Source organism: Rahnella aquatilis CIP 78.65 = ATCC 33071, from assembly GCF_000241955.1.
Taxonomy (GTDB): Bacteria; Pseudomonadota; Gammaproteobacteria; order Enterobacterales; family Enterobacteriaceae; genus Rahnella; species Rahnella aquatilis.
Map to the genome: position 1 here is coordinate 2,187,118 of NC_016818.1, position 24,011 is coordinate 2,211,128.

A 24,011-nucleotide genomic window follows, 5' to 3' on the forward strand; every position below is an offset into this window, starting at 1 on the left:
TTGATGCCAGTTAAATAGAACTTATCTCCCGGTTGTTTTACTTGCTGACCTGGTGTCCGACGATACCGCCGACCGCCGCGCCACCTAACGTCCCTAAGGTACTGCCATCGGTCAGAACTGCACCACCCAGCGCACCTGCACCCGCACCGATTGCGGTGTTACGATCACGCTTAGACCAGTTACCACAAGCGCTGACAGACATCGCCAGAGTCAGAACCAGTGCAATACTGGCAACACGTTTATTTACGAGCATCATAATTTTTCTCCTATCCAGACGCAGTTGTGCATCCGTTAATTAAAAATAGTGAAATTGGTATACATTCACTAGGTGAATAATCTTAATTCACCAAGGATGCTCTTTCTCACCACACAAAAGACTAAAAAGCTGGACAAACATTCAACGGTTTGTAGAACAAACGGGCACTTTTACGTTTGCAGCAGATCTGTACGCACTCTTTAGCGATTTTCCCCATACCTGCATACACCCGCCACCCAGACAATAAAGCATCGCAATAAGAGGAAACCAAGATGCTAAAGCAACTGAAAGAGCAGGTATTAGAGGCCAACCTGGCACTGCCTCGCCATAATCTGGTGACCTTTACCTGGGGAAATGTCAGCGCCGTTGACCGCAAGCTTGGCCTGGTCGTGATTAAACCGTCGGGAGTGGAATACGACCACATGGGCGTGGACGACATGGTGGTAGTGGAACTGGAGACCGGCAAAATCGTCGAGGGCAGCAAAAAGCCCTCTTCCGATACCGATACCCACCGGGTACTGTACCTGAATTTCCCGGAAGCAGGGGGTATTGTTCATACGCATTCGCGCCACGCGACCATCTGGGCGCAGGCCGGTTTGGATATTCCCGCCTGGGGCACCACCCACGCGGATTATTTCTATGGCAACATTCCCTGCACGCGGCTGATGACCGAAGAGGAAATCGCCGGGCGTTATGAATGGGAAACCGGTGAAGTGATCGTCAAAACCTTCGCAGAAAGACATCTGTCACCGGCAGACATCCCGGCTGTACTGGTACATTCGCACGGGCCGTTTGCCTGGGGGAAAGATGCCGATAATGCCGTGCATAACGCAGTCGTGCTGGAAGAGATCGCCTACATGGGCATTTTCTCCCGCCAGTTAACGCCGCAGTTGCCGGATATGCAGCCGCAATTACTGGATAAGCATTACCTGCGTAAACATGGTAAGAATGCCTACTACGGCCAATAATCCCCTGCAACCCGAGACAGATAAGAATGGGTCAGCCCACCAGGCTGACCTTAATACCGGCGGCGGAAAGCTGCTGCTGATATTCAGGGGATAATTTGTCGTCGGTAATGACGTGGTTGAAGGCGCTGACCGGTCCCAGCGGGTTAAGGTTTATTTGGCCGAATTTCGATGAATCCGTCAGCACAATGTTTTCCGCGCCTTTAGCCACCACCGCATTTACTACATCAGCACGCAACATGTCACGGCCGGTAAAGCCGGTGGTATCGGTGAAGCCGTCGATCCCCATGAACGCTTTGCTGAAATTCATCTGTTGCAGACACAGTCTGGTCAGCGGGCCGACCACGGTCTGGCTGGTTTTCTGATACATTCCGCCAAGCAGAACCACGTCACAGGGCATACTTTTCAGTAAAGAGGCCACATAGCTGCTGACGGTAATCACCGTCAGGTTCTTCTTGTCGGTAAGATATTGCGACAGCAGGGCGATGCTGCTGCCACTTTCGAAAAATACCGTCTCACCATCGTGGATCAGTGAAGCCGCAAACTTCGCCAGTTTCTGCTTCTGGGCAAAATTCGACATCATGCGGGTATCCACATCATCGGTCTGGATCGCGACAGCGAAACCATGGGCGCGGCGCAGATAATGCCGCTGTTCCAGCAGCGTAAGATCGTGGCGGATCGTCACTTCTGACACCTGACAAATCTGTGACAACTCACTGACGCTGATGCGTTGCTTATCGTTTACCCATTGCAGAATAACTTGCTGTCTGTCGTTCATAACCGCCCAAAATACGGGCGGCCTGCGCCGCCCGGAGAAAGTAAAATTCAGATGCGAACTTTAAAGTGAATGTTCAGTGCGGGCGATAATATCATCCTGAGCCTCCGGCGATAAGGCCGTAAAGAATGCGGAGTAACCGGCAACACGTACCACAAGGTCGCGATAGTTCTGCGGTTCCTCACGCGCTTTCAGCAAGGTCTCGCGGGAAACAATGTTGTACTGAACATGCCAGCCGCGATGTTCCTCAAAGAATGTCCGCAGCATGAGCATTAACGTCTCGCGATCGCTTTCATTTTCCAGTGATGCCGGATTCAGTTTCTGATTAAGCAGTACGCCGCCGAGAATGGCTGCTGTCGGTAATTTGCCCAGTGAATTAAACACCGCCGTCGGCCCGAGATGATCGGTACCGGACGCCGGGCTGGCCCCTTCCGCCAGCGGCGTAAAGGCTTTACGTCCATCCGGCGTGGCGGTGGTTGCGGCACCAAACGGCACGTTGGCCGAAATAGATGATGTGCCCGCATAATACGTGCCCCCGACCGGGCCGCGTCCGAAGCGGGTGTTGTGATAATGCGACAGTTCATCGATATAGCACTGATACGCACGCACCAGCAGATTATCGACCTCGTCATGATCGTTGCCATATTTCTCTGCGCCGTTAATCAGCCGCTGACGCAGTCTTTCGCCGTCCAGCCCCGCATAATCCGACGCCAGCGCGTCTGCCAGTTCCTGCTGGCCAATCAGGCCCTGATCGAATACCAGTTTTTTCACCGCCACCAGGCTGTTACCCAGATTGGCGATCCCGACCTGCAAGCCTGAAACCCAGTCGTATTTCGCACCGCCTTGCTTGATGGTTTTCCCGCGTTCGATACAGTCATCGACCAGCGCCGAACACAGAATATCTTGGGCATTTTCTTCCAGAACCGTATCAACCACGCATTCGATTTCGATGGATTTACGGGTGTAATAACGGATTTGCTCATCCCACTGCGCAAAAACCTGCTCGAAATTATCGAAATTCCCCTGCGACAAACCTCGTTCCTGCGGCAGGAAACGGGTATGGCTTTTCGCATCGTACCCCTGTTCCAGCGCGGCAAGCATGACGCGGGCAAAATTGATAAAACTCATGCCGGTACAGCGATAGCCCCACTTGCCACCGACCGCCGTTTCGATGCAACCGATGGCGGCATAATCATACGCATCCTGTTTTTCGATACCCAGTTTGATGAATTCTGGAATGACAATTTCATCATTATTGAAGGCGGGCATGCCGAAACCGCAGCGGATTACCTGCACGCAGGCATCAAGGAAATCACTGCTCATGCCGGCGTGATAGCGCACGCTGAGATTTGGCTGAGTGGACCGCAATTGTCCGCAGGATTCCAGAATGGCGTATGACAGCGGATTTACGGCATCGGATGCCACGCCGTGATGCAAATTCTGACCGCCGATGGTGACGTTCTGGTACAGCGGGCTGCCCGCCGACGCTTTGGAATGCGTACCGGAGCGGATCTTGTTCACTTCCAGCAATTTCAGCCAGCAGCTTTGCAGCAGTTCGATGGCCTGATCGCGCTCCAGCGTGTGTTCCAGCTCAACGTCACGGCGATAAAACGGATACAGATACTGATCCATCCGGCCAAACGACACAGAATGACCATTGGATTCGATTTGCAAAATAAGCTGAATGAAGTAACACAGTTGCAACGCCTGCCAGAAATTTTGTGGCGGCTGATGGGCAATCACCTCGCAGTTGGCGGCGATCATCAGCAATTCGTTGCAGCGCGACTCGCGGGTTTCTGTCGCGGCCATGTCCCGTGCCAGTCGTGCGTAACGCGCGATGTGGTCACTGACCGCGCCGAGCGTGATATCAATGGCTTTCAGCAGTTGCTCTTTATGCAGATCTTCCCAGTCAGTCAGCTGAATGCGGCTGCGGCGCTCATCCACCTTAGTGCGTAACCCGTCCAGCCCCAGTTCCAGCAGCAGCGGGAAATTCACGGCCAGATGGGCATCACCGGAAGTCATATTGCCTTCGGCTTTCACGATGCCGCTGTCGAGCAAGGCTTTTTGTTCATCGGTAAACATGCCGTAGCAGCGGTCCTGCACGGTCTGCCCGCGCCACCACGGGCAGATTTCATGCAGGATTTTCTTATTGGCTTCACTGACCGCAAAGCCTGCACCCGGCCGGTCAGCCAGAGCATCAATTTCACTTTCGATCCATCCGACGGTGTACTCCGGGAAAATCGGTGCGGCGCGTACTTCGCTGGCCTGATTACCGACGATCAGCTCGTCATGTTTGATCCAGATAGTGCGTTTGCTCAGATGTTCAGCCAGCGCCAGGGCACGACGCACCGCGAGCGGTTTGTCGGCATGTTGCTGATAAACCTGCGTGTAATGCTGTGCCCGCTCGGTACACACCGGCGGCTTCACGATGTGGATCAGGGATTCTTTATGAGAACGGATACGGGCGGAAAGGGTGTTCAGATTCAGTTGGGTCATTTTTCTTATCCTCTTAACTGTGCACAAAGTCCTTTTTCTGCGGCGTATTGTTCAGCGAACGTCAGCAGGTCAGGGTCATTTAACGGCTGGCGTGGTGCCAGATAGGGTTGTCCCAGCAGGACATATTTATTGATGCCCAGCGTGTGGTACGGCAAAAAATGAATGGCTTCGCAGCCGGTTTCGTCCGCGGCAAAATCCACGATCTGGCGGATGGATGTCCGGTCGGCATTAAAATCAGGTATTAACGGCACACGGACGATGAGCTTTTGTCCGGCCGCTGCCAGGCGACGGAAATTATCCTTCACTCTTTTGACGGAACCGCCGGTCAGACGGCGGAAAGGTTCATCGGCCACATGCTTGAGATCCGCCAGCAATAAATCCAGCGCCCCCAGCGAAGGCTCAATGTATTTCCACGGCACATGCAGACAACTTTCCACGGCGGTGTGCAGCCCTTCATGATGGCAACGTTGAAGCAGTGTCAGCGCAGTTTGTGGCTGCATGAAAGGTTCGCCGCCGGAAAGCGTTACACCGCCGCCGGTGCGGGTATAAAAAGGTTTATCCCGCAGGATTTGCTGCATCAGGAGGTCAATATCCGCGTCATCGCCGCAAACACTCAGTGCGCCGGAAGGACAAACCTGCCCGATCTGACAGAGATCTTCGGCCTGAAATTTTTCTCTGCGAACCGCAATACTGCCGCTTTCCACGCTGACGGCATGGGGGAAAGTCTTCGCGCAGTGCTGACAACCCGCACTGCACAAACGTGAATCGAACAGCACGTCGGGTGTGGCGGAACGGCTTTCCGGGTTCTGGCACCAGGTACAGCTCAGGGAACAGCCTTTCAGAAAAACCACCGTGCGGATCCCCGGCCCATCATGTGTGGAATAACGCTGCACATTGAAAATCATCTTGATGCTCCTCGGTGCTCAATATCTTCTTTCGTAATTTACTATCTTTCATTCGAAAGTGATGTTGATGATGATCAACAAACCTTCTGCTTGCTGGCGTACACTCTCTGGACTTTGCATTCACTCACAAGTTTCAGGGGAAAAGGTCATGGAGCTATATCTCGATACTGCCGATGTCATCGCGGTAAAACGTTTGTCGCGCATCCTGCCGTTGCAGGGCGTCACCACCAATCCGAGCATTGTGGCGAAAGAAGGTAAATCGTTATGGGAAGTGTTGCCTGCACTGCGTGATGCTCTGGGCGGTAACGGTAAATTGTTCGCACAGGTATTGGCTGCCGACGCCGAACAAATGGTTGCAGAAGCGTTGTTATTAACGCAAAGGGTGTCCGGTTTAGTGGTGAAAGTGCCTGTGACCTGTGAAGGTCTGGCAGCCATTAAAAAGCTCAAGGGCATGAATATTCCGACGCTGGGCACGGCGGTATATGGCGCAGGTCAGGGGTTACTCTCGGCGCTCGCCGGGGCGGAATATGTTGCGCCTTACGTGAACCGTCTGGACGCGCAGGGCGGTGACGGCATCGCAATGGTGAAAGATTTGCAGGGCTTGCTCAGTCTGCACGCGCCGCAATCGAAGGTGCTGGCCGCCAGTTTCAGAACGCCGCGGCAGGCGATAGATTGTCTGCTGGCAGGCTGTCAGTCCATCACGTTGCCGGTTGATGTCGCTGAACAGTTGCTTAATACCCCTGCGGTCAACGCGGCGATTGAAAAGTTTGATACTGACTGGCGTCAGGCGTTCGGCACTTCCTCGCTGAGCTGATATTTTGCGTGACACCCGGCCCGCACAGGCAACTGCTGCGGGCTTTTCTGTTTTTGTGCGTTAAGAATTTTCGTACAAATAATTCGGAAATGTGATTTCCCTCCGCAATCAAATATTGACGAATTAAATTTATAAAACTAGCGATCTAAAAAATAGAAACATCGTTTCAATTTATGAAGTGAATCACTTTTATCACTCTGAGAAATGGATAACGTAGCGGCATTCGGTAGTCCGTTACTTTTAAATCAGGTGAAAAAATATGCACATTAAACGAGCGATAGAAAAAATCCCTGGCGGGATGATGTTGGTGCCTCTCTTCATTGGTGCGCTGTGTCATACCTTCGCGCCTGATTCCGGTAAATATTTTGGTTCCTTCACCAACGGACTGATGACCGGTACCGTACCGATTCTGGCGGTGTGGTTCTTCTGCATGGGGGCCTCCATCAAACTCAGCGCAACTGGCACGGTCTTGCGCAAATCCGGCACCCTGGTGGTCACCAAAATCGCGGTTGCCTGGGTTGTGGCGGCAATAGCATCACGGTTTATGCCGGAAAATGGCGTGGAATTCGGTTTCTTCGCCGGGCTTTCCGTGCTGGCGCTGGTGGCAGCGATGGACATGACCAACGGCGGTCTGTACGCCTCAGTAATGCAGCAATACGGCACAAAAGAAGAGGCGGGCGCATTTGTGCTGATGTCTCTGGAATCCGGCCCGCTGATGACCATGGTGATCCTCGGCACAGCAGGCATCGCCTCTTTTGAACCGCACGTCTTCGTCGGCGCCGTGTTGCCGTTCCTGGTCGGTTTCGGCTTAGGCAATCTCGACCCTGAACTGCGTGAATTCTTCAGCAAAGCGGTACAAACGCTGATCCCGTTCTTCGCCTTCGCACTCGGTAACACCATCAACCTGACCGTCATCGCACAAACCGGCCTGTTAGGCATATTACTGGGTGTGTCGGTTATCGTTATCACCGGTATCCCGCTGATCCTCGCCGACAAATTCATCGGAGGCGGTGACGGTACCGCCGGTCTCGCCGCCTCCAGTTCTGCCGGTGCCGCTGTGGCAACGCCGGTCCTGATTGCCGAAATGGTGCCGCAGTTCAAACCCATTGCCCCGGCTGCAACAGCGCTGGTCGCCACCTCGGTTATCGTCACCTCAATTCTGGTACCGATTCTGACCGCGATGTGGTCAAGAAGAGTGAAGAGTAAAGCGGTGAAAGGCAAAGTGGCGATGGATCCGCCGATGGCGAGTGTCAAATAGGGTAGAGCGGTTGGGGGGCGTTCAATCCCCCCGGTTCAGGATTGTGATAGTTTCGGTTTTGAACTGAAGCCGTAAACGTGGACACCAGTTTGGTGCAGGGGGAGGAGCAAAGCAAAACCCTCATTTTCAACGTTATTGCGCTTTAATCGCCATGGCATCCCGCATGGTAAAGAACAAATCCGTCTGGTCGGTCAGACCGACAACATTCGCTGCATGCGGGCCAAACGCCGCAATACGCAGTTGCGTGCCGGTATGTCCCTGCGAATCATCTTCTGAGTTGCCGTAACTGATGGTCATCGGCGCACCGTCTTTGGTGGTCAGCGTCTGCGTCAGGCCGGGAGCCTGTGCATCGGTTTCGATAATCTGACTGGAATGGGCGTGGTCGGCGGTGACGATAACCAGCGTATTGCCGTCCTGACGGGCGAACTCCAGCGCTTTTTGCACGGCTTCATCCAGATCCACCGTTTCACCGAACTGTCCGCACGGATTAGCGGCGTGATCCTGTTTGTCAATTGATGCCCCTTCAACCTGCAGGAAGAACCCGTTCTGATTGGCTTTCAGCAAATCGATGGCTTTTTCCGTCATGGCGGCAAGTGTCGGGATGTCGGCGGTGCGCTGCGGATTGGCTTCGCAGGTGACGGCGGGCTTATCAATGTTGCCGTGATAAGTGGCTTTCGGACCCTGCCAGCGCACCGGCATGTTGCCTTCAGAGAACAGGCCAAGAACCGGTTTCTTCTGGTCTGCCAGCGTGACCGCGTTGAGCTGTTCTGCGTTTTCCACCCACACATAACCCTGAGCCAGCGCTTGTTCTTTCAGGGACTTACCCTGGAACTCACCCGCTTTCGCCAGTTGGCTGAAAGATTTTCTGCCGCCGCCCAGCGTGACGTCTGCGCGGGCTTGCAATAACTGTTCAGTGATCGAACCGCGTCCGCCGTTTTCCAGTGCGTTGCTGGCGCATTTCTCTGCTGTTTCTTGCGGGCCGTAGCATTTGCGTGAGGTCACATGGGCGATTTGCGCAGCAGGGGTTGCGTCCTGTAATTCAGCAGTGGAGACGTTGCCGGTGGCTTTACCCGCAGCTTTGGCGATCTCAAGAATGGTCTGGTGATCTTTGCCGTTTACATCCACACCAATCGCGCCGTTATAGCTTTTAACGCCGGTTGCCCAGGCGGTGGCTGATGCTGCGGAATCAGTCACATAACTCGGTTTCTGCGTTTTCTTATCGAGAGAATAGTGTGTGTACTGGCCGGTCAGCGGCAGGGCGTCGATGCCTTTGAAATAGCCGCCTGCGCCTTCTGCATAGTTACGCGCAGATGTAATTTCAGAATCACCCATGCCGTCGCCAATCAGCAAAATCACGTTTTTCACTGTCTTGTCTGAGAGTGAAGCCTTCAGCGCGGCGGTCTGATCACCGCTCAGACGGCGGGCACCGCCCGGTTCCGTCAGCACACCTTTTGCCGCACGATCGGTCAGCGTGTCAGTTTCAGCGGCCAGGGTGGTGGCAGAAGCGGAGAGCAGCAGGGCGGCAGTGATTGCGCGGGCGACCAGAGATACGGATTGTTGCATTGTTAAAACTCCTTTTTATAAACCGTCGGAAATAGAAATACACATATAGATATTTTTTGTTACCGGTAGGTTAAGTCAGAGTTGTGACGTTTTAATGACAATGAAAAGAGCCCTTAAGTCCGACTCTGGCTTTCCCACTTTTTCGAAATATTTATCTCTTTTCTCATTTGTCAGTAAAAGATATATGCCCGCAAAAATCAGGTCTAAGGCAGGGCAGGTGTTGCTCTATGAATGATAAAAACCCTCTGATGGTCTTGCCTCTTTTACCGCAATTCTTTTGTGATTTTCGCAGGTTCTAACCAGGAAAAGACACTTCAATGCGTTCATAAACAGAGGTAAATGATGGTTGCGATGTGCAGAATTCAGGGCATTAAAAATAAGGGAGAGGAACAAAAAGGGCGTCTTTACAACGCCCTGAGATGATGAGGTTATTCGTCTGACGGGGGTTTCTTACCCGGCGTGCGCAACGGACGTTCAACAAATTGCATGGTGCGCTTATCGAAATACCGGCTTGGCCAGATAATCGAAGGCGGCACGCCGATAGCCTGGCTTATCAGCAATTCTCCTTTTGGCCACGGGCGGGTAAGCGCATTGGCTAAGGTGGTTGAACATAAACCCGCTGCGCGTGAAACCGCAGACAAGGTGGTGCCTTTTTTACGCAGTGCGGCAATGATGTCGGCGGGATGCCAGTCCTGATTAATCAGGGTTTCCCCCTCATGCTGCTGAATATACGAGGTAGGAAACGGCAGAAAAGTCGGACTATGGGGCAGTTTCATATGTATTCTCCGATGTGATAGTTAACCACCACTGGAGCTGCGAAACTCTTAGGGTGGTGGCTCAGACAAGGTTCGCAGTACCGGTCACATCGGAAGCCGGCCAGCCCGGAGGCTGCCTTGCCAGAGTCACCATAGAATGTACAAATTACAAGCATCTGTAACTGACAGGTGTACGGAGGCTAATACATAATTATTACATATGTATTTCCGATGTGGTATTCAGGCTGCGAAACCTCGCCGCGTTTTTTCACGCAGCGAGGCGAATATAACGTAAGGAAGGGTTATAAACCAACTGGATAACGACAGAGATGGGATATGCTTTCCAGAGAAACAGGTCTGTTGAAGAGAATGACAGCAGGCTTTTTTGTCCGTGAGGACGAGGATAATAAAAGGGCAGGCGCATTGCCGGAAAACCAGTAATACACCTGCTTAAAAACGTTCAATTAGTGAGTCGGATAATCAGCGTGTCGGATGATTCACTTCCACCGGACGCAAATCAAACAGCAAGACTTCTGCCTGGTCGCCATCCGTGAAGGTGAGTTTATCTTCCTGACGGATACGTGCACCATCACCGGTTCTGAATTCAATGCCGTTCACTTTGATGCTGCCGCGAGCCACGTGAACATAGGCATAACGGTCAGGGTCGAGGTCGAAGGTAGCCTGTTCCGCACCGTCGAAGAAACCCGCGTAAATTTTCATGTCCTGACGCACGGTCAGTGAGCCATTGTCACCTGCTGGCGAGATAATCAGGCGGAACTGGCCGCGTTTTTCCGCTTCAGGAACAGACACCTGCTGGTAACCCGGTTGGGTGCCATTTTCAGACGGTACAATCCAGATTTGCAGGAAATGCACGTTTTCCTCACCGGAGTGGTTGAACTCACTGTGTGTCACACCGGAACCGGCGCTCATCAGTTGCACGTCGCCGGGGACAATCACAGAACCGGTGCCCATTGAATCTTTATGCTCCAGTGCGCCTTCCAGCACATAAGAGATAATTTCCATGTTGCTGTGCGGATGCGCGCCAAAGCCGCGGCCCGGTGCAACCTGATCATCGTTGATGACCAGCAGGTCTGAGAAGCCAACCTGTTTTGGATCCCAGTAACTGGCGAAGGAGAAGGTGTGACGTGAATGCAACCAGCCGTGGTCACCCAATCCGCGTTGTTCAGAGAGACGTTGTTCAATCATGATGTACTCCTCAGTTTGTCAGGGGGGAAGCGCGTTTGCCCTTCCGATGAACAGAGAATACACGTAAACTAATTTGCTCAACAATGCGATGGTTTGACTATCACTGTCACGTTTGAGTTGACAATAAGTGACGTGATAATAAAAGGGCAGACAAGATGCAGATAGAAGATCTTCGTATTTTTATTGCCGTGGTGAAAGCGGGGAATTTTACCGCTGCGGCTGAACAACTGATGCTTTCAAAGCAATATGTCAGTCGCCGCATGGCAACGCTGGAGGCTGGTTTAAATGCGCGGCTGCTCAACCGTAACACCCGCAAACTGTCGGTGACTGAATCCGGCCAGTTGTTCGCGCAACATGCGCAGCGGATCCTCGACGATATCGAAGAGGCCGAACGGGCGGTGTCGCCCAAACGGCAGGCGCTTCAGGGGTCGTACCGCATCAGCATTCCGATGTCGTTCGGTATCAGCCATCTTTCGCCGCTGATTGCCGAATTTTTAGGCCAGCATCCGGCGATTCAGTTTCAGGTAGAACTGGTTGACCGCTATGTTGATCTGGTCGGTGAAGGTTTCGATATCGCGCTGCGCATTGGTAATCTGGCGGACTCCTCGCTGGTGGCGCGGCGGCTTGGCGAGCTGAAGCGGGCTATCTGTTGCAGCCCGGAATATCTTCAGCGCAAGGGGATGCCGGAAACACCGGAGGATTTGCTCAATCATGATTGTCTGCGTTACGGGCGCGAAGGGCAGACCGGCTGGGAGCTGGAACTGCACGGCAAACGCCGTCTGTTCGAGGTGCGCGGGCCGATTGTCAGCAATAACGGCGAAGTGCTGCGCGATGCGGCCGTCGCCGGACTCGGGCTGGTATTACTGCCGGAATTTATCGTCGGCCCGGCGCTGCAATATGGCGCACTGGTTCGGGTACTGGATGCATTTCATCCCGGCTCGCTCAGCCTGCACGCCATTTATCCGCAGCATCGCCAGCGCAGCGAAGTCACCCGCGTATTTCTCGATTTTTTACAGCAAAGGCTAAAGGCACAACTGCTGGTGTCGGCCTGAGATACGCGCCGCAGATGTTAGCTGACCCGCGTCACATTTTTTTAGCGATCACACATAAATCCAGTGTTTTGTAGGATTTGCATCGTTTTTTCCTATAAAAACTGCCGTACTTTGATGTTACGAGAACGTTAACTGAAGGGGCGGAAAATGAATCATTCATCTGAACAATATCTTGCTGCGCTGGGCGCAACACAACCGTTAACGCCAGCGCAGGCTGACGAGCTGGAGACGCGCGGATACCTTGTTATTCACGATGTTATCGACCAGGACTGGCTGGAAGATATGCGCGCCACCTTTGACGCGCTGGTGGAAAAGGAGGGCGATAATCTCGCCGTTGAACACCATCAGGAAGCCACCGCAACCCGTATCGCCAATATGATCAACAAAGGTACCGTGTGGGAAAAAGTGTGGTCGCATCCGCTGATCCTGTCCGTCTGCCACCATATCTTCGGCGGTGCGTTTAAGGTTTCGAGCCTCAATGGGCGCGAAGCACTGCACCGGGGCGGCCATCAGCCGCTGCACGCCGACTGGAAAAAGCCGCGTCCGGATTTCCCGAAAGTGCATCTGGTCAATGCCATCGTGGCGATTGACGATTTGAGCGCCGCCAACGGCGCACCACGCATTATTCCCGGCACCCATCACCGCCCGGAACTGCCGGAGGATGTGCTGGCGGATGTTGAATTATCGCATCCTGATGAAGTGGTGTTTGAGGCACCGGCGGGCAGTGTGATGATCTATAACGCTCACGCGTGGCACGGCGGCACCAATAACCGCGCCGGCACCCGTCGCCGCGTGCTGCACAGTTTGTATATCGACCGCGCCGATGCCCAGCAGCAGGACCAGCGTAAATGGCTGAAGCCGGAAACGGCAAGCCGCCTGACTCCTGCACAGAAATGGCTGCTCGACGTGCTGTGAATTGCTGTTTATTTCCTGAAGCCTGGCCTGCCGGTCAGGCTTTTTTATTGTCTTTTACCGGGCTTTTTGCCGGACATCAGAGGGCGGTCACAGTGCGGCAGGCTGCATCACCGCGTATTTGTTACGTGTATGTTATGATGAAAAGAAATCCTCTGAGAGACTGCCATGCTGCAAGACGTGATAGAAACACTGTTCCGGTCGCTGTCCGGCAGTGAGGCGTTTGCTGTCAGGTTTCCTGATAATTCCCAGCCGCCACCTGATCTGGCCTCGGTGGTCAGTTTTCCCCGTATTGAATTTGTGATTGAAGGTGAAGTCCGCGATCGCAGCATTGCCGCAGGTAAAGGGCTGCTCAGGCAGGGCGATGCGCTGTACATTCCGGGTGGAAAGTGGAATCTGACGGTGTGGGACAAACCCGCGACAGTTTTGAGTATTCTGTTCAGCAAAGAAAAACTGGGTTTCAGTTTGCAGTTCTGGGATGGCGTGACATTTACCAGCACGGATAAACAAAGTGTTTCGCGCCTTGGCCCGCGCGTGGGCTCGTTTTTGTTGCAGGCGATGAATGAAATTGTCTCCACGCCTGACGACCAGCAAACCGCGCGCTGCGTGGTGGCGGGGCTGTTAAGCCATTGCCAGGAACAACTCGCCAACAGGGCGCAGATCCTCACCCGCAGCGGGGCGCTTTTTGAGGTAATCAAAAAGTATATTGAAGAGAATGCCTCCCTGCCGCTGACGCGTGAAAATGTGGCAAAGCGTTTCCATATCACGCCGAATTACCTGTCTCATTTATTTCGCAAATCCGGTGATATTGGCTTCAGCGAGTACCTCAATCACGTCCGGCTGGAAAAGGCAAAACTGTTGCTTAAAGGCTATGAACTGAAGATTAAAGAAGTGGCGACCAGCAGCGGCTTCGTTGACAGCAACTATTTCTGCCGTGTTTTTCGCAAAAGCACCGCCCGTTCGCCTTCTGAATATCGCAGCCAGTGGCTGAGTCAGTTGTCGGAGCGAAAGTCGTAACCCGCCTGTAGCCAGAACGTAAAATATTTCGCACCGCAATGGGGCGAACAGTGTGTTTCTGGTGCAAAAAAACGTCATTCCCCGTTCACTTTTTTGCCTCACTGCCCGCCATATCCGCCGAAATCCGCCACTGTCCCTGCGTTTTGCGAAGTTGGCACTGTGCTTGCTAGGTTGTACATACAAGTTAGTACATGTCAGGTCTGCAAAATAATAACCAGCAGGCGCCCTGTGAAAAACACTCCGTAATGTGGCTGGAAACCTAATGATTTCATTTGAGAACATAAGCAAATTTTACGCAGATGGTACGGTGGCGGTAGACAGGCTGTCGTTCAGCGCGCCGACGGGAAAAATTACCATGCTGGTCGGACCGTCGGGCTGCGGCAAAACCACTTCATTGCGCATGATCAACCGGCTAACGGAACCCTCTTCAGGCAACATTTTGCTGAACGGACAGCCTGCTGCTGACATGGATCTGGTCAAACTGCGCCGCAAAATGGGGTATGTGATCCAGAATGCCGGCTTGTTTCCGCATAAAACCGTGCAGGACAACATTGCGGTCACGGCGCTGCTCAACGGGGCGACACGCACGGCAGCCCGTAAAAAAGCCCTCGGATTACTTGAACTGGTCGGGCTTTCCCTGACGATGGCGGAGCGCTATCCGTGGCAGTTGTCCGGCGGTCAGCAGCAAAGGGTTGGCGTGGCGCGTGCGCTGGCGTCGGACCCGGAATTCATGCTGATGGACGAACCTTTCAGCGCCGTCGATCCGGTGGTGCGCGAACAGTTACAGGATGAGTTTTTAAGATTACAAGGTGAAATCGGCAAGACCATTATTATGGTCACTCACGATATTGATGAGGCGATGAAATTAGGCGATCAGGTCGCCGTTTTCCGCCCCGGTGGTCGTCTGGCGCAAATCGCCTCGCCGGTTAAGTTGCTCAATGAACCGCAGGATGCGTTTGTTGCTGATTTTATTGGCCGTGACCGCGGATACCGTAAACTTTCCTTTGATAGGATCCCGGAGAATATCAGCCTGACGAAAGAACCGGTGATCGCGCCGGGTATTTCCGTCAGCGAAGCCAGAGCCCTTGCCGGAGATAATGCCTGGTTGCTGGTGGTTGAAAATGAGTGTCCGCTCGGCTGGTATGATGTGACCCAAAATAAAATCACCGTAGACCCTGAAGATATTAATCTCGGCAGCACTTTTGCGCCGAAAAATGGCACCCTGCGTCAGCTCATGGATTCGGTATTAAGTTCCCCCTGTCAGCGCGGTATCGTGGTTGATGAACATCAGCGCTTTATCGGCACGGCAAATATCGAACAGGTATTTTCACTTTCTCATTCCCGCGCTGTGAGGTAATGCCATGCGTTTTGACTGGTTATTTCAGCAGCGGGAAAATATAGCCACGCTGCTCGGCTGGCATATTTACCTGTCGGTTATTCCGGTATTAATCGGGCTGGCACTGGCTATTCCGGTAGGCGGTATTTTGCACCGCTGCGGGAAATTTAAAGACGGTATTCTTAATGTATTAGGTTTGCTTTATACCATTCCTTCTCTGGCGTTATTTGTTTTATTACCCGGCCTGCTGGGGACAAAAATTCTGGACACGGTGAATGTCGTGGTGGCCCTGACGCTTTATGCGTTTGCGCTGCTGATCCGCACCGTGTGCGACGGGCTGGATTCTGTTCCCCATGAAACCCGTCAGGCCGCCGTCGCCATGGGCTACCGGCCATTGCAGCGTTTTCTGAGCGTGGAATTGCCGCTGGCCGTGCCGGTTATTGCCGCCGGTATGCGGGTGGTGGTGGTATCGAACGTCAGCATTGTGTCCATTTCAGCACTGGTCGGCATGCCGCAACTGGGGGCGTTATTCACCCAGGGTTTCCAGTTACATTTCCTGACGCCGATTATTGCCGGTATTTTCCTGTGTATTGTGCTGGCGCTGTTGCTGGATAATCTGGTGCTGCGTACCGGCAATAAAATGACCACCTGGCAACCGAAAAGGAACGCTAAATGATTAACTGGTTGCTGGACTCCGGTCACTGGCTCAACGATGACGGCCTGCTGGTGCTGATATTTCAGCATCTGATTTACAGCATTGAAGCCTTGTTTATTGCGGTCATCATCGCTTTTCCGATCGGGTGTTATGTCGGTCATACCGGCAAAGGTGCGACGTTATTGATCGGCAGCGCCAATGCCATGCGTGCGTTGCCCTCATTCGGATTGATCATCTTACTGGTGATTATATTCGGGCCGGTGTTTGAATCGGATCTGGCCTTTATTGTGCCTTGTCTGATTGTGCTGATTATTCTGGCGTTGCCGCCCATCATGATGGGGGTCTATTCCGGTATCCGGGCGATCAATCCGGCGGTTATTGACGCCGCAACCGGCATGGGATATTCACCGCTGAAATTACTGCTGACGGTGGAAATACCCTGCGCGATGGCGTTGATATTATCCGGCATCCGCAGTGCTGCGCTGCAAATTGTGTCTACGGCCACGATTGCTGCCTATGTTTCCCTGGGCGGTTTGGGGCGGCTGATTATTGATGGCCGTGCGCAGAATGATTATCCGCAAATGGTTGCGGGTGCTTTTATGGTGGGAATATTAGCGTTACTGGTTGATGTATTTTTCTCTTTTTTAATTCGTTTCATTGTTTCACCAGGATTACGGCAACGTGAGCGTCGCCGTAAAAAAACAATTCCTTTATCAAATAACTGAATTATCTACTCACTCATTCCGGAGCCTGACAAAAATGAAATTGAAAAATCTGCTCGCCGTTGCCCTGTTTTCTGCTGCTGTCGTACACGTCCCTGTCGCTTTTTCCGCTGACACGGCGGGCACCATTATCATCGGTTCGGCGGATTTCCCGGAAAGCCAGCTGATTGCCACGATTTATCAGCAGGCGCTGGCGGCGAAAAACGTCAAGGTGGAAACCAAACTTAATATCGGCAGCCGTGAGGTATATATGCCTGCGCTGCTCGACGGCTCAATCAACCTGATCCCGGAATACAGCGGTGCCACGCTGAGTTATCTCGACGAAAAAACCCAGGCGCATTCTTCAGAAGATGTGGCGGCGGCGCTGGCCAAAGCACTGCCTGAGAAAATCAAAATGCTGGATATTTCTGCTGCGCAGGACAGCGATGTACTGGCGGTCACTGAGAAAACCGCCAAAAAACACAATCTGAAAGACATCAGTGACCTGGCACCGGTGGCAAAAACGCTGGTACTGGGCGGCCCGGCAGAATGGAAAACCCGTCGTGAAGGGGTGAAGGGGCTGAGTGAAGTGTACGGACTGACCTTTAAGAATTTCAAAGTGCTCGATGTTGCCGGTCCGCTGACGCTGTCTGCACTGACCAACAATCAGATTCAGGTGGCGGACATGACTTCAACCGATCCGGCGATGAAAACCAAAAATCTGGTGGCGCTGGAAGATTCAAAACACTTATTCCCGGCGCAAAACATTGTGCCGCTGATTGCTAAAGACAAAGCCAGCGAAGTGGTGGAAACCACGCTGAACAATGTGTCCAGGCAACTGACCACCGGCGATTTGATCGTGATGAACGGCAAACTGGCGAACTTCGAAAGTGTGGATGCCGTGGCAAAAGAGTGGCTGACCGGGCACGGGCTGAATAAATGATGACGCGTACTGTCATTTTAGGCACGGCGGAAACCACCGTCCGTGACATCACGGATATCGCTTACGGGGCGCCGGTGCTGCCGGACCCGTCAGCGTCAGAGGCCATGCTGATCGTGCACGAGAAAATCAGGCAGGCGATTGCTGACAATAAAGTGATTTATGGCCTGACCACCGGCGTGGGCGACCTGGTCACTCAGCGCCTGTCGCCGGAGCAAATCTCCGACGTGCAGATCAATATGCTGAAAAGCCATGCCTGCGGTACGGGGCCGGTTCTGGCGCAGCATGAAGTGCGGGCGATGATGGCGGTGATGATGAAATCCCTGCTACAGGGATTCAGCGGCGTCAGTCCGGCGCTGGTGCAGACGATGGCCGGGATGCTTAACAAGGGGGTGACGCCGTGGTCACCCGCCAAAGGGTCAGTCGGTTATCTGATTGCCACCGCGCATATCGGGCTGTCGGTGTTCGGCTACGGAAAATCGTTCTATCAGGGCGAACTGTTACCGGCACGGGAAGCGCTGGAACGGGCGGGGATTGCCGTGCGTATTCCCGGCCCGCGCGAGGGGCATGCGCTGGTCAGCGGCACGTATGAAATCACTGCGCTGGGGTGTCTGGCGGCAGACACCTTCCGCGAATTGCTGCCGGTGGCGGATGCCGCAGGGGGCATGAGCCTGGAAGTGCTGAAGGGGAATATCCGCGGATATGACGCCCGTCTTCACGCGCTGCGCCCGCACGATGGCCAGCAGGAAACTGCGCGGATTTTGCGCTGTCTCCTGCGAGACAGTGAGATCCTCGATAAATACCGTGATTTTCGCGTTCAGGACGCGCTGAGCCTGCGCTGCATTCCGCAAATGCACGGCGCGGTGCGGGACGTGTTGCGTTATTGCCTGAAAACGCTGACCACGGAAATCAATTCTGTCACAGATAATCCGGTGTTTATGGTGGAAGACGGCGAGCTGAACGTACTGCCGGGCGGCAACGGGCACGGTGCGCCGGTGGCGCTGTGTCTGGATGCGCTGGCGATTGCCATTGCACAACTCAGCACCGGTTCGCAGGCCCGTTCTGACCGCCTGACGAACAGCCATCTCAGCGGATTACCGGCTTTTCTGGTGGCGGGTGGCGGGGCACATTCAGGGATGATGATCCCGCCGTACGCTGCCGCCGCGCTGGCAGGGGAAAACCGTGCGCTGGCGGCACCGGCCAGCGTGCATACCGTTTCCACCTGTGCCGGACAGGAAGACCATATTTCCATGGGCGTGACAGCGGCGCGCAATGCCCTTGATGCGGTTGAAAATGCCATTGATATCGTGGCGATAGAAATCCTGTGTGCCACGCAGGCGGTGGAATTCCACCGGCCACTGCGCGCGTCGGCGGGCACGGAAACCGTGCTGTCTCTGGTGCGTGAGCAGGTGGCCTTCCGGCAAAGTGACGAGGAAATGTACCCGGATATGCTGGCCATCCGCCAGCTCATCAAACAGGGCGATATCTTCCGCGCGCTGACCCCTCTGATTTTCGCAGACATGGCTGACGGAGAAACCGCATGAGTGCATCAGCAACATCCCGGCCGCTGGAAGGGATCAAAGTGCTCGACCTTTCCCGCGTGCTGGCCGGACCTTACTGCGCTTCGCTGCTCAATGATTTGGGTGCGGAAGTGATCAAAATTGAAATGCCGGGGAAAGGCGACGATTCCCGCGATTTCACCCCGCATGTTAAGGGTGAAAGCACCTATTTCATGCTGCTCAATCATGGCAAAAAGAGCCTGACGCTGAACCTGAAATCTCCGCAAGGGCGGGCAATGCTGGAGCAACTGATTGAAGGCGCGGATGTGCTGGTGGAGAATTTCCGGCCCGGTGTGACCACCCGTCTGGGCATTGATTATGACGCCGTGAAGAAGATCAATCCGAAGCTGGTGTATGCGAGTATTTCCGGTTTTGGTCAGCACGGGGCGCTGGCGCATAAAGCGGCTTATGATCATGTGATCCAGGCGATGGGTGGCATCATGCAGGTCACCGGCTGGGCGAACGGCGAACCGACGCGGGTAGGGGATGCGATTGGTGATGTGGTGTCGGGGCTGTACTGTTCGTGGGGCATTCTGGCGGCATTGCTGCAACGAGGCATTACCGGCCTCGGGCAACATGTGGATGTCGCGATGCTCGATGCGATGGTATCGATGCAAATGGTCTCGCTGACACAACTGCTGGGCGGCATGCCGCTGGCCGGACGGCTGGGTAATGCACACCCTATCAGCGCCCCCATGGACAGCTACCGTGCGGCCGACGGTTATCTGGTGATTGCCGTCGCCAATGACAGCCTGTTCCGCCGTCTGGCACAGGCCATTGGCAAACCGGAAGTGGTACAGGATGCGCGCTTTGCCACGGATCCGCAGCGCCTGAAACATCAGTACGAATTACGGGTGCTGATTGAAGAATGGCTGCACGACAAAACCGTGGACGGGGCGCTCGCCCTGCTTGATGCAGACGGCATTCCTGCCGCCCCGGTCTGGGGGCTGGATCAACTGTTGCAAAGCCCGCATGCCGCCGAACGCGGATTACTGCATCAGGTGATGCATCCGGTCGCCGGTGAAATCAGTATCTTACCGCAGCCGGTGAAGCTGAGCGGCATGAAACAGATACCCGATTTAATGCCGCCACAACTTGGCGAACACACCCGTGCCATTCTCAGTGCGCAACTGGGTCTGTCTTCGCAGGAGATGGACACACTCACGCAACAGGGCGTTATTTAACCGGAGGCAGACAAGATGGGATCCACACAAGTTGCGGTGATTGGCGCGGGCACCATGGGCGCGCGCATCGCGGCGGTATTTGCTGCCAGCGGTTTTAAGGTGGCGCTTTATTCGCGCACTGAAAACTCGCTGCACAAGGCTGCAACAGTGATCGACAGCATCGCCGCCGGGCTGGCGTCGTCGGTCACCTTCACCACGTCACTGGCGGAATGTCTGAAAGGCGCACAGATTGTTTCAGAGAATATCGCTGAGGTGCTGGCACTCAAGCAGCAGATTTTTCAGGAGATCGAAAAACAGGTTAGCGACGACTGCCTGCTGACCACTAACACCTCCAGCGTTCCGGTCGGGCAGATTGCCAGCGTGCTGGCGGTGCCGTCGCGCTTTATCGGCCTGCACTGGTTTAATCCGGCGGAGGTGATGCCGATGGTGGAAATTGTCTGCGGGCCGCAAACGCATGAGAAAACGCGTCAGCAGGCCGCCGCGCTTTGTCAGCAACTGGGCAAACAGACGGTGACCATTCATAAAGAAGCGCCGGGTTTTATCGTCAACCGGCTGCAATACGCCATGCTGCGCGAGGCGTTGCATCTGGTCACGGCCGGAATTGCCAGCATTGAAGACGTGGATTTTGCCGTACAAAGTACGCTTGCACCGCGCTGGTCGGCGATGGGACCGCTGAAGCTGATGGATTTTGCCGGACTGGACACGGTGAAAAATGTCGCCGCGATATTACTGCCAGCCTTATCCTGCGACGACGAGCTGCCGCCGTGGTTGCTGGCGCACATTGAGCAGGGCAATCTGGGCACCAAAACCGGCGCCGGGTTTTATCCGTGGACGGCGCAGGCTATTGAAGAAGGTCTCGCGCACCGTAACGCCACAATCCTTGCCATCAGCGGGATGCAAAAACCATGAGCGCACTTATCCGCTGTGAACGTCATCAGGGCGTGGCGCATATCATTCTTAACCGGCCGGAAAAACTTAATGCCCTGAGTGCAGAAATGCTGACGCAGTTGCTGGAAAAAATGCGTGAACTGGACGGTGATAAACAGATCCGCGCGATAGTGATTTCCGGTTCGGCGCGCGCGTTTGCTGCCGGTGCCGATACCGGCACGCTGGCCACTGCCTCAGCGATAGCCCTTTACACCAGCGGTTTCAGTGAGAAATGGGATCAGATTGCCGCCATTGAAACGCCGGTTGTCGCGGCATTATCCGGTTATGCGCTGGGTGGCGGGCTGGAACTGGCGTTGCTGTGCGATATCGTGATTGCCGATGACACAGCCATTATCGGGCTGCCGGAAACGCACATCGGCATTATCCCCGGCGCGGGAGGCACCCAGCGGCTGGTCAAATCGGTAGGGAAATCACTGGCGATGGAAATCATCCTCGCCGGGCGGAAAATCACTGCCGCACAAGCGCTGGCCGCCGGACTGATCAGCCGTATCACCACGCCGGAAACGTTAACGGAACAGGCGTTAAAGATTGCGCAGAATATTTCCCGTGCTGCACCGCTTGCCATTAAGATGGCCAAAAAAGCCGTGCTGGCGAGTTTTGATATGGGCTTAACGGCGGGCGTCAGTTATGAACGTTCGTTGTCGGCCCTGATTGCGGCCAGCGAAGACCGCAACGAAGGCATGCGTGCACTGGCGGCGAAAGAACAGGCGGCGTTTACCGGCAAATAACGTCCGGCGAATAACGTCCGGAAAATTCGTCCGCCGCCGTGTTCCGTGCGACATACAAGGCAGGAATGATGTCATCAAACAGAACGCTATCAGAAGTCATTGCGGATGCCGGAGACGAGCCTTCTCCGCTGTATAAGCAGGTGAAACAGGGGATCATTAATCAGATCCTGCACGGACACTGGCAGCCGCATCAGCGTGTGCCTTCAGAAAGTGAACTGGTCGCCGAGCTGGGGTTCAGCCGGATGACCATCAACCGGGCATTGCGCGAGTTAACCACCGAGGGCTATCTGCTGCGTTTGCAGGGCGTCGGCACCTTTGTGAATGAAATGAAAGCCTTCACGCCGATGCTGGAAGTGAATAACATTTCTGACGAGATCAAAAGTCGCGGGCATTTTCATACCTCCCGCGTATTGCACCTGGGGGAGCAAATTGCCAGTGACAGCGTGGCGATGAAATTTATGTTGCCGCCCGGCGTGATGTTGTTTCATTCGGTGATTGTGCATTACGAAAATGACATTCCGGTGCAGCTTGAGGACCGGCTGGTGAATCCGGACATTGCGCCGTTGTATTTACAGCAGGACTTCACTCAAACAACCCCTTTTGCCTATCTGACCCAACGGGCACCGCTGACGGCGGGCGAGCATACTATTGAAGCGGTGATGGCCGGTAACGACGAGCAGCGCCTGCTGAATATTGAGCAGACCGAACCGTGCCTGCAAACCCTGCGCCGCACCTGGCATCATGAAAAAGTGGTGACCTGCGCCCGGCTGTTATATCCGGGCGGACGCTACAAAATGTTCGGCAGCTTTAAGAAATAAACTGAACAGGATCAGGCAAGGATTCAGGAGAACTGTGGCTTGTGACTTCGGCGGTAAATTCTATAGTGAATGCGTCATTAACGACTCAGGAGTTGACTGATGAAAACTGTTGGATTTGCTGCTTACGATCCGAAAAAACCGCTGGCGCCGTATACGTTTGAACGCCGCGGCCTGCGTGATAACGATGTCGCGATGGAAATTCTGTATTGCGGCGTTTGCCATTCCGATTTACATACCGCAAGAAATGACTGGGGCTGGAGTTATTATCCGATTGTTCCCGGTCATGAAATCGTCGGGCGTGTCACCAGTATTGGTAAAGGCGTCACCCGCTACAAATTGGGTGATCATGTCGCCGTGGGGTGCATGGTGGACAGTTGTCAGGAATGCGATCAGTGCAAAAAAGGTGAAGAGCAGTTGTGCCGCGAAGGTAACACCGGCACGTACGCCGGTTATGACCGTTTCACCAAAGAGCCGACGCAGGGCGGATACTCCAAGCATTTAGTGGTGCGCGAGGAATTTTGTCTGCGTATGCCGGAAGGGTTAGATCTCGCCAAAGCCGCGCCGCTGTTGTGCGCCGGTATTACCACCTGGTCACCATTGAAAACCTGGAACGTCAAACCGGGCAGCCGTGTTGGCGTGATTGGTCTGGGCGGTCTGGGGCATATGGCAGTGAAACTGGCGGTCGGTCTGGGTGCAGATGTGACGGTGGTGAGCCGTTCAAATGCCAAAGAAGCCGATGCGCTGGAATTAGGCGCAGGCCGTCTGCTGGTCAGCGCGGACAGTGACGCGATGGCGCAGGCACACGATCATTTCGATCTGATCATCGATACCGTGCCGGTCAGACACGACATCACGCCGTATCTGCCATTGCTGGATGTGGACGGTACGCTGGTGCTGGTCGGGCAGGTCGGGCCGATGGAAGAATTTAACACTGTCCCGCTGCTGTTAGGCCGTCGTCGCGTGGCCGGTTCGCCAATCGGCGGGATCCGCGAAACGCAGGAAATGCTCGATTTCTGTGCGGAGAAAAACATTCTGCCGGATTGCGAAATGATCCGCATGGATGAAATTAACGAAGCGTTTGAGCGTATGGAAAAAGCCGATGTGCGCTATCGTTTTGTGATTGATATGGCTTCGCTGGCCGCGCCTGCCACGGTCTGAACTGTCGCAG

General features: G+C 54.2%; 23 protein-coding genes. 16 read left to right on the top strand and 7 right to left on the bottom strand.

Annotated features, from left to right (window positions below):
• Nucleotides 1–37 precede the first annotated feature (37 nt).
• On the bottom strand, nucleotides 38–256 hold the full coding sequence (osmB, locus tag RAHAQ2_RS10050) for an osmotically-inducible lipoprotein OsmB (protein ID WP_015697121.1): 219 nt from the start codon (nucleotides 254–256) through the stop codon (nucleotides 38–40).
• A gap of 272 nt (nucleotides 257–528) precedes the next feature.
• Here osmB and araD point away from each other — a divergent pair, with 272 nt between their 5' ends.
• Nucleotides 529–1,224, top strand: a complete 696-nt coding sequence (gene araD / locus RAHAQ2_RS10055; protein ID WP_015697122.1) for an L-ribulose-5-phosphate 4-epimerase — start codon at nucleotides 529–531, stop codon at nucleotides 1,222–1,224.
• A gap of 31 nt (nucleotides 1,225–1,255) precedes the next feature.
• Here araD and RAHAQ2_RS10060 read toward each other — a convergent pair whose 3' ends face one another.
• Genes RAHAQ2_RS10060 through RAHAQ2_RS10070 form a run of 3 tightly spaced genes read right to left on the bottom strand, consistent with a single transcriptional unit; the run spans nucleotide 1,256 to nucleotide 5,397 of the window.
• Nucleotides 1,256–1,999, bottom strand: a complete 744-nt coding sequence (locus RAHAQ2_RS10060) for a DeoR/GlpR family DNA-binding transcription regulator (RefSeq protein WP_015697123.1) — start codon at nucleotides 1,997–1,999, stop codon at nucleotides 1,256–1,258.
• A gap of 60 nt (nucleotides 2,000–2,059) precedes the next feature.
• On the bottom strand, nucleotides 2,060–4,492 hold the full coding sequence (locus RAHAQ2_RS10065; RefSeq protein WP_015697124.1) for a formate C-acetyltransferase/glycerol dehydratase family glycyl radical enzyme: 2,433 nt from the start codon (nucleotides 4,490–4,492) through the stop codon (nucleotides 2,060–2,062).
• Between the two features lie 5 nt (nucleotides 4,493–4,497).
• The gene (locus RAHAQ2_RS10070) at nucleotides 4,498–5,397 is read right to left on the bottom strand and encodes a glycyl-radical enzyme activating protein (RefSeq protein WP_015697125.1); all 900 of its coding nucleotides are present in this window, start codon (nucleotides 5,395–5,397) and stop codon (nucleotides 4,498–4,500) included.
• A gap of 148 nt (nucleotides 5,398–5,545) precedes the next feature.
• On the opposite strand from RAHAQ2_RS10070, the gene fsa reads away from it, so the two are divergent.
• Together fsa and kdgT are read left to right on the top strand one after the other, a co-directional pair.
• Nucleotides 5,546–6,211, top strand: coding sequence for a fructose-6-phosphate aldolase (gene fsa, locus RAHAQ2_RS10075; RefSeq protein ID WP_015697126.1), 666 nt, complete (start codon nucleotides 5,546–5,548; stop codon nucleotides 6,209–6,211).
• A 259-nt stretch (nucleotides 6,212–6,470) separates the two neighbouring features.
• Nucleotides 6,471–7,469 (top strand): 2-keto-3-deoxygluconate transporter, encoded by a 999-nt coding sequence (gene kdgT, locus RAHAQ2_RS10080; protein ID WP_015697127.1) that lies wholly within the window; start codon nucleotides 6,471–6,473, stop codon nucleotides 7,467–7,469.
• A gap of 132 nt (nucleotides 7,470–7,601) precedes the next feature.
• On the opposite strand, the gene phoA is transcribed toward kdgT, so the two are convergent.
• The 3 genes from phoA to RAHAQ2_RS10095 form a co-directional block, all read right to left on the bottom strand.
• Nucleotides 7,602–9,032 carry an alkaline phosphatase gene (gene phoA, locus RAHAQ2_RS10085; RefSeq protein WP_015697128.1) on the bottom strand — a complete coding sequence of 477 codons (1,431 nt, stop codon included), beginning with the start codon at nucleotides 9,030–9,032 and terminating at the stop codon, nucleotides 7,602–7,604.
• A 428-nt stretch (nucleotides 9,033–9,460) separates the two neighbouring features.
• Nucleotides 9,461–9,736: a helix-turn-helix domain-containing protein gene (locus tag RAHAQ2_RS10090; protein WP_223509806.1), complete on the bottom strand. Its 276-nt coding sequence runs from the start codon at nucleotides 9,734–9,736 to the stop codon at nucleotides 9,461–9,463.
• A 531-nt stretch (nucleotides 9,737–10,267) separates the two neighbouring features.
• A complete protein-coding gene (locus RAHAQ2_RS10095) occupies nucleotides 10,268–10,993 on the bottom strand; it encodes a pirin family protein (RefSeq protein ID WP_015697130.1) in 726 nt (241 codons plus the stop codon).
• 155 nt (nucleotides 10,994–11,148) lie between these two features.
• On the opposite strand from RAHAQ2_RS10095, the gene RAHAQ2_RS10100 reads away from it, so the two are divergent.
• From RAHAQ2_RS10100 to RAHAQ2_RS10160, 13 genes are all read left to right on the top strand, one after another.
• Nucleotides 11,149–12,045 (top strand): LysR family transcriptional regulator, encoded by an 897-nt coding sequence (locus tag RAHAQ2_RS10100; RefSeq protein ID WP_015697131.1) that lies wholly within the window; start codon nucleotides 11,149–11,151, stop codon nucleotides 12,043–12,045.
• A gap of 147 nt (nucleotides 12,046–12,192) precedes the next feature.
• Nucleotides 12,193–12,960 carry a phytanoyl-CoA dioxygenase family protein gene (locus tag RAHAQ2_RS10105; RefSeq protein ID WP_015697132.1) on the top strand — a complete coding sequence of 256 codons (768 nt, stop codon included), beginning with the start codon at nucleotides 12,193–12,195 and terminating at the stop codon, nucleotides 12,958–12,960.
• A gap of 165 nt (nucleotides 12,961–13,125) precedes the next feature.
• The gene (locus RAHAQ2_RS10110) at nucleotides 13,126–13,974 is read left to right on the top strand and encodes an AraC family transcriptional regulator (RefSeq protein WP_015697133.1); all 849 of its coding nucleotides are present in this window, start codon (nucleotides 13,126–13,128) and stop codon (nucleotides 13,972–13,974) included.
• Nucleotides 13,975–14,236: 262 nt separating this feature from the next.
• Complete coding sequence (locus RAHAQ2_RS10115; RefSeq protein ID WP_015697134.1) at nucleotides 14,237–15,331, top strand: ABC transporter ATP-binding protein; 1,095 nt, start codon at nucleotides 14,237–14,239, stop codon at nucleotides 15,329–15,331.
• 4 nt (nucleotides 15,332–15,335) lie between these two features.
• Entirely contained in the window at nucleotides 15,336–15,986 is a 651-nt protein-coding gene (locus RAHAQ2_RS10120; protein WP_015697135.1) for an ABC transporter permease, read from the top strand.
• Nucleotides 15,983–16,690, top strand: coding sequence for an ABC transporter permease (locus tag RAHAQ2_RS10125; RefSeq protein WP_015697136.1), 708 nt, complete (start codon nucleotides 15,983–15,985; stop codon nucleotides 16,688–16,690). Before RAHAQ2_RS10120 ends, RAHAQ2_RS10125 begins: the two co-directional genes overlap by 4 nt.
• 34 nt (nucleotides 16,691–16,724) lie before the next feature.
• Entirely contained in the window at nucleotides 16,725–17,609 is an 885-nt protein-coding gene (locus RAHAQ2_RS10130; protein ID WP_015697137.1) for an ABC transporter substrate-binding protein, read from the top strand.
• A complete protein-coding gene (locus tag RAHAQ2_RS10135; RefSeq protein ID WP_015697138.1) occupies nucleotides 17,606–19,150 on the top strand; it encodes an HAL/PAL/TAL family ammonia-lyase in 1,545 nt (514 codons plus the stop codon). Before RAHAQ2_RS10130 ends, RAHAQ2_RS10135 begins: the two co-directional genes overlap by 4 nt.
• Nucleotides 19,147–20,349 carry a CaiB/BaiF CoA transferase family protein gene (locus RAHAQ2_RS10140; RefSeq protein WP_015697139.1) on the top strand — a complete coding sequence of 401 codons (1,203 nt, stop codon included), beginning with the start codon at nucleotides 19,147–19,149 and terminating at the stop codon, nucleotides 20,347–20,349. The genes RAHAQ2_RS10135 and RAHAQ2_RS10140 overlap by 4 nt, the downstream gene beginning before the upstream one ends.
• A 15-nt stretch (nucleotides 20,350–20,364) precedes the next feature.
• Nucleotides 20,365–21,258 (top strand): 3-hydroxyacyl-CoA dehydrogenase family protein, encoded by an 894-nt coding sequence (locus tag RAHAQ2_RS10145; RefSeq protein WP_015697140.1) that lies wholly within the window; start codon nucleotides 20,365–20,367, stop codon nucleotides 21,256–21,258.
• A complete protein-coding gene (locus tag RAHAQ2_RS10150; protein WP_015697141.1) occupies nucleotides 21,255–22,025 on the top strand; it encodes an enoyl-CoA hydratase in 771 nt (256 codons plus the stop codon). The genes RAHAQ2_RS10145 and RAHAQ2_RS10150 overlap by 4 nt, the downstream gene beginning before the upstream one ends.
• A gap of 68 nt (nucleotides 22,026–22,093) precedes the next feature.
• Nucleotides 22,094–22,843: a histidine utilization repressor gene (gene hutC / locus RAHAQ2_RS10155; RefSeq protein WP_015697142.1), complete on the top strand. Its 750-nt coding sequence runs from the start codon at nucleotides 22,094–22,096 to the stop codon at nucleotides 22,841–22,843.
• Between the two features lie 99 nt (nucleotides 22,844–22,942).
• Nucleotides 22,943–24,001, top strand: coding sequence for an NAD(P)-dependent alcohol dehydrogenase (locus tag RAHAQ2_RS10160; RefSeq protein ID WP_015697143.1), 1,059 nt, complete (start codon nucleotides 22,943–22,945; stop codon nucleotides 23,999–24,001).
• Nucleotides 24,002–24,011: the final 10 nt, after the last annotated feature.

Bases quoted from the DNA above. Each gene is read 5' to 3' on its own strand.
- osmB (WP_015697121.1), bottom strand. From the start codon at position 256: ATGATGCTCGTAAATAAACGTGTTGCCAGTATTGCACTGGTTCTGACT.
- araD (WP_015697122.1), top strand. From the start codon at position 529: ATGCTAAAGCAACTGAAAGAGCAGGTATTAGAGGCCAACCTGGCACTG.
- RAHAQ2_RS10060 (WP_015697123.1), bottom strand. From the start codon at position 1,999: ATGAACGACAGACAGCAAGTTATTCTGCAATGGGTAAACGATAAGCAA.
- RAHAQ2_RS10065 (WP_015697124.1), bottom strand. From the start codon at position 4,492: ATGACCCAACTGAATCTGAACACCCTTTCCGCCCGTATCCGTTCTCAT.
- RAHAQ2_RS10070 (WP_015697125.1), bottom strand. From the start codon at position 5,397: ATGATTTTCAATGTGCAGCGTTATTCCACACATGATGGGCCGGGGATC.
- fsa (WP_015697126.1), top strand. From the start codon at position 5,546: ATGGAGCTATATCTCGATACTGCCGATGTCATCGCGGTAAAACGTTTG.
- kdgT (WP_015697127.1), top strand. From the start codon at position 6,471: ATGCACATTAAACGAGCGATAGAAAAAATCCCTGGCGGGATGATGTTG.
- phoA (WP_015697128.1), bottom strand. From the start codon at position 9,032: ATGCAACAATCCGTATCTCTGGTCGCCCGCGCAATCACTGCCGCCCTG.
- RAHAQ2_RS10095 (WP_015697130.1), bottom strand. From the start codon at position 10,993: ATGATTGAACAACGTCTCTCTGAACAACGCGGATTGGGTGACCACGGC.
- RAHAQ2_RS10100 (WP_015697131.1), top strand. From the start codon at position 11,149: ATGCAGATAGAAGATCTTCGTATTTTTATTGCCGTGGTGAAAGCGGGG.
- RAHAQ2_RS10105 (WP_015697132.1), top strand. From the start codon at position 12,193: ATGAATCATTCATCTGAACAATATCTTGCTGCGCTGGGCGCAACACAA.
- RAHAQ2_RS10110 (WP_015697133.1), top strand. From the start codon at position 13,126: ATGCTGCAAGACGTGATAGAAACACTGTTCCGGTCGCTGTCCGGCAGT.
- RAHAQ2_RS10115 (WP_015697134.1), top strand. From the start codon at position 14,237: ATGATTTCATTTGAGAACATAAGCAAATTTTACGCAGATGGTACGGTG.
- RAHAQ2_RS10120 (WP_015697135.1), top strand. From the start codon at position 15,336: ATGCGTTTTGACTGGTTATTTCAGCAGCGGGAAAATATAGCCACGCTG.
- RAHAQ2_RS10125 (WP_015697136.1), top strand. From the start codon at position 15,983: ATGATTAACTGGTTGCTGGACTCCGGTCACTGGCTCAACGATGACGGC.
- RAHAQ2_RS10130 (WP_015697137.1), top strand. From the start codon at position 16,725: ATGAAATTGAAAAATCTGCTCGCCGTTGCCCTGTTTTCTGCTGCTGTC.
- RAHAQ2_RS10135 (WP_015697138.1), top strand. From the start codon at position 17,606: ATGATGACGCGTACTGTCATTTTAGGCACGGCGGAAACCACCGTCCGT.
- RAHAQ2_RS10140 (WP_015697139.1), top strand. From the start codon at position 19,147: ATGAGTGCATCAGCAACATCCCGGCCGCTGGAAGGGATCAAAGTGCTC.
- RAHAQ2_RS10145 (WP_015697140.1), top strand. From the start codon at position 20,365: ATGGGATCCACACAAGTTGCGGTGATTGGCGCGGGCACCATGGGCGCG.
- RAHAQ2_RS10150 (WP_015697141.1), top strand. From the start codon at position 21,255: ATGAGCGCACTTATCCGCTGTGAACGTCATCAGGGCGTGGCGCATATC.
- hutC (WP_015697142.1), top strand. From the start codon at position 22,094: ATGTCATCAAACAGAACGCTATCAGAAGTCATTGCGGATGCCGGAGAC.
- RAHAQ2_RS10160 (WP_015697143.1), top strand. From the start codon at position 22,943: ATGAAAACTGTTGGATTTGCTGCTTACGATCCGAAAAAACCGCTGGCG.